The 3499-nt window shown below is 71.7% G+C and carries 5 protein-coding genes; 1 reads left to right on the forward strand and 4 read right to left on the reverse strand.

Annotated elements, in window-relative coordinates:
* Positions 1-752 (forward strand): NAD(P)-dependent oxidoreductase (locus KBX53_RS26485; RefSeq protein ID WP_210862245.1); only part of this gene is annotated, 752 nt, incomplete at its 5' end.
* Position 753: 1 nt separating this feature from the next.
* Here the strand turns inward: KBX53_RS26485 and KBX53_RS26490 are convergent.
* The 4 genes from KBX53_RS26490 to KBX53_RS26505 all read right to left on the reverse strand — a co-directional run.
* Positions 754-1719: a glycoside hydrolase family protein gene (locus tag KBX53_RS26490; RefSeq protein WP_307857720.1), complete on the reverse strand. Its 966-nt coding sequence runs from the start codon at positions 1717-1719 to the stop codon at positions 754-756.
* A 294-nt stretch (positions 1720-2013) separates the two neighbouring features.
* The gene (gene trxA, locus KBX53_RS26495; protein ID WP_030337918.1) at positions 2014-2361 is read right to left on the reverse strand and encodes a thioredoxin; all 348 of its coding nucleotides are present in this window, start codon (positions 2359-2361) and stop codon (positions 2014-2016) included.
* On the reverse strand, positions 2340-2723 hold the full coding sequence (locus KBX53_RS26500) for a MerR family transcriptional regulator (RefSeq protein WP_030337917.1): 384 nt from the start codon (positions 2721-2723) through the stop codon (positions 2340-2342). The genes trxA and KBX53_RS26500 overlap by 22 nt, the downstream gene beginning before the upstream one ends.
* Positions 2724-2857: 134 nt before the next feature.
* Positions 2858-3499: AraC family transcriptional regulator (locus KBX53_RS26505; RefSeq protein ID WP_247676257.1), on the reverse strand; the 642-nt coding region annotated here is incomplete at its 5' end.

Raw genomic sequence — 3499 nt, forward strand, 5'->3', positions numbered from 1 at the left:
TGACCGGCGAGTTCCTGCGGGCCGACCGGCCGGACTACGGGCAGGTGGTGGAGGCGTTCACCGGAGGAGCCGACGAGCACGCGGGCGGCGTCGACGCGGTCGTGCACCTGGCGGCGGTGCCGGCCCCCGGGCTGATGTCCAACGCCACCACCTTCGCGAACAACTCCGCCGCGACCTACAACGTGTTCGCCGCCGCTCGGGCGGCCGGCATCAAACGGGTCGTGTGGGCGTCGAGCGAGACGGTGCTCGGCCTACCGTTCGACACCCCGCCGCCGTACGCGCCGGTCGACGAGGAGTACGCGCCCCGGCCCGAGTCGACGTACTCGCTCAACAAGGCACTGGAGGAGGAGATGGCCCGGCACTTCTGCCGGTGGGACCCGGAGCTGGTCATGGTGGGTCTGCGCTTCTCCAACGTGATGGACGTCGAGGACTACGCGCCGTTCCCCACCTTCGACGCCGACCCGCAACTGCGCCGGTGGAACCTGTGGGGCTACATCGACGCCCGCGACGGAGCCCAGGCCGTCGAGCGGGCCCTAGCCCACGACCAGCCCGGCGCCGACGTCTTCATCATCGCCAACGCCGACACCGTCATGACCCGCTCCAGCGCCAGCCTGATGGCCGAGGTCTACCCGGACGTCGAGGTCCGCAAGGAGCTGGGCGAGCACGAGACCCTGCTCAGCATCGACAAGGCCCGCCGGGTGCTGGGGTACGAGCCGCAGCACTCCTGGCGGGACCACGTCGACCTGCTGTAGGTCAGCGCGCCGCCTGGTAGGCACGGCCGACGGCGGTGGCCGTGCCGCCGGTGCGGAACAGCCCGGTCTGGTCCTTGTCCGTGGCGGGCAGGCCGAACCACGCGTACCGGTGCAGCCAGGACAGGCCGCCCAACATCCGGGTGGCCGCGGTGAGGAACGCGGCCTGCTGGGCCTGCGTGGGGAAGCGGACACCGTTGGAGAAGTCGATCAGGGCGAACTCGGTGAGCCAGATCGGCAGCCCGTACCGGTCGTGCACGGCCTGCAGGTACGACCTGAGCTGGTTGACCGCGTTGGCGGTGGTGAAGTCGCCGCCGTACCAGTGCAGGGCGATGAAGTCGACGCGGTAGCCGCGCTGCTTCGCCCCGGCCATGAACCGGTCGAGCCACTCACCCGGCCGGTCCCCGCCCCAGGCGACCGCCGGGCTGCCCAGCGGAAGACCGGTGGCCTGCAACCGCGGCCACAGCTCCAGCGCCTGCTCGACGGTCATCTCCGCCTGACCGTTCAGGTCCGGCTCGTTGAACCCGAGCAGGTAGCGGCCGTTCTGCTTGGCCTGTTGCAGGTTGCTGGCGGTGACGCTCTTCGCCCCCCAGATCATGGGGACGAACTCGGTGCCCTGCGGACTGGCGACGCCCTGGTGCTTCACGTCCCAGGTGTAGTACCAGCTCGCCCCGGAGTCGGCCAGCGCCTGGCTGACGCCGTCGAAGGTCCACACCCCGACGCCCTTGCGCTTCGAGGTCGCCGCCGGGGCGACCGGACGCCCGGTTGTCGGCCGCACCGCCGGCGTCGGGGGCGGGGTCGGGGCCGCCCCCGCCGGGCTCGCCGTGGCGGTGGGTGCGCTCGGCCCGGTCGCGCCGGGCTGCGAAGCCGTCGGCGTGGGCGCGTCGAGGGCCTGGGTCGCCGCCGGGGCCGGCGTCGGCCCGGTCGGCTGCACCACGACGATCACACCGGTCACCAGTACGGCGACCACGGCGGCCACCAGGAGCGGCCACAACAGCCGCCGCGCGCCGACCGGGAGACTGCCGAGCGTCCCGCGTCGGGGTTCCGCGTGGACGCCTCGTCTTCCCCTCGCGGCGTCCGCTTCACCCGGGCCGGTTGCGCGCATCGTCTCGACTCCCTCATCTGGTCGTACCTCTACCTGACGGGGGCATGGCGGACGAACCGCCAGCTGCCTCCCCTCAGGAGACTGGCCGGCCGGACCGGGATAACGATTTCTGCGGCTGATGGTGGCCGGGAGCGCTGTCCCCGGGCGCGCTGCCGGCCGCTACCACCCGGCCTGTGCGGTCAGGGTCTGTCGCAGGTACGTCTTCGGCCGGGACCCCACTGTCGAGCCGACCACCTCGCCCTGACGGAACACCAGCAGCGTGGGCAGGGACATCACCTGGTAGCTACGGGTCGCCACCGGGTTCTCGTCGGAGTTGAGCTTCGCCACGACCATTCGGTCGCCGAACTCCTGGGCCAGCTCGACGAGGCTCTTCTCGATGGCCTTGCAGGGCGGGCACCAGTCCGCCCAGAAGTCGACGACCACGGGCCGGTCGCTGGCCAGCACCAGCTCCGCGAACGTGTCGTCGGTCACGGTGACCAGCGAACCTACTTCCGACTTCTGAGACATGTCTTCTCCCGATGGGCGATCGCGTGGGTGAGTTGACCGTGCAGTTGGTGGCGCACCGCGCCGAGCCGGTCGATGACGGCGTCGACCTCGGCGATCTTGCGCCGCAGCACCACCACCGAGTCCGGGCAGACGTCGCCGGAGCTGTTGCCGGCCCGCAGGCAGGCGACGAACGGACGGACATCATCGAGGCCGAAGCCGACATCGAGCAGTGCCCGGATCTCCCGTACGACGCGCAGCTCCGCCTCGTCGTAGATGCGGTAGCCGTTGGCGGAGCGCTGCGCCCGTACCAACCCGTGCGCCTCGTAGTAGCGCAGCGTGCGAGGGCTCGTGCCGGCCCGCTCAGCCAACTCGCCAATGAGCATCTGACCTCCTCCATCGGCCCGTCGCGACCACGCTAAACCTTGTCGTCGGCGTCAAGGCAAGCACCGGGCGAGGCGCGGTCAGCAGCCAGAAATGCCCCTTTGGGGGGCGCGCCGCCGGGGCGAGGCGAGGCTCGTCACCGACGCAGGGTCGTCGACGGCGACTCGCCGAACCGGCTCCGGTACTCGGTCGCGAACCGACCGAGGTGCACGAAGCCGTGTTGCAGGGCGACAGTCGTCACGGAGACCCCTGGCGCGGCCGAACGGAGCGTGCGGTGCGCCGCGTCGAGCCGGCAGGCCCGCAGGTACGCGGTCGGGGTGGTCTGCAACTCACGGCGGAAACAGTCCTGCAGCGTTCGTACGCTCACCCGCAGCGCCTCGGCGACGTCACCGACGGTCAGCGCCTCGCCGTGGTGTTCGGAGATCAGGGCGCAGGCCCGGCGGACGAGACGCCCGGGGTGGGCGTGCTGGTCCGGCTCGGCGAGCAGGTGGGAGTGGCTGTGCCGGTGGGCCAGCAACAGCTTGCCGATGAGCCCCTGCTCGAAGCGGGCGGCGACCTGCGGGTGGTCGAACAGCGACGCGTCCGCCGGCTGCGACAGCTCGTCGGCGAGGAACGCCACCCCGCGCGCCCACGCCTGCGCGGTCGCCGTGGTCATGAGCATGCCGACGTCCAGGCGGACCGGGTCGTCCACCGGGCGGCCCAGCAGGCGGGCGAGTTCCCGGTCGACGGCGCGCCGGTCGGCGTAGAAGATCCGGTGGGGAGAGCCCTCGGACCACCG

Origin of the sequence: Micromonospora sp. M51, assembly GCF_018070305.1 — a bacterium.
GTDB lineage: Bacteria > Actinomycetota > Actinomycetes > Mycobacteriales > Micromonosporaceae > Micromonospora > Micromonospora parva.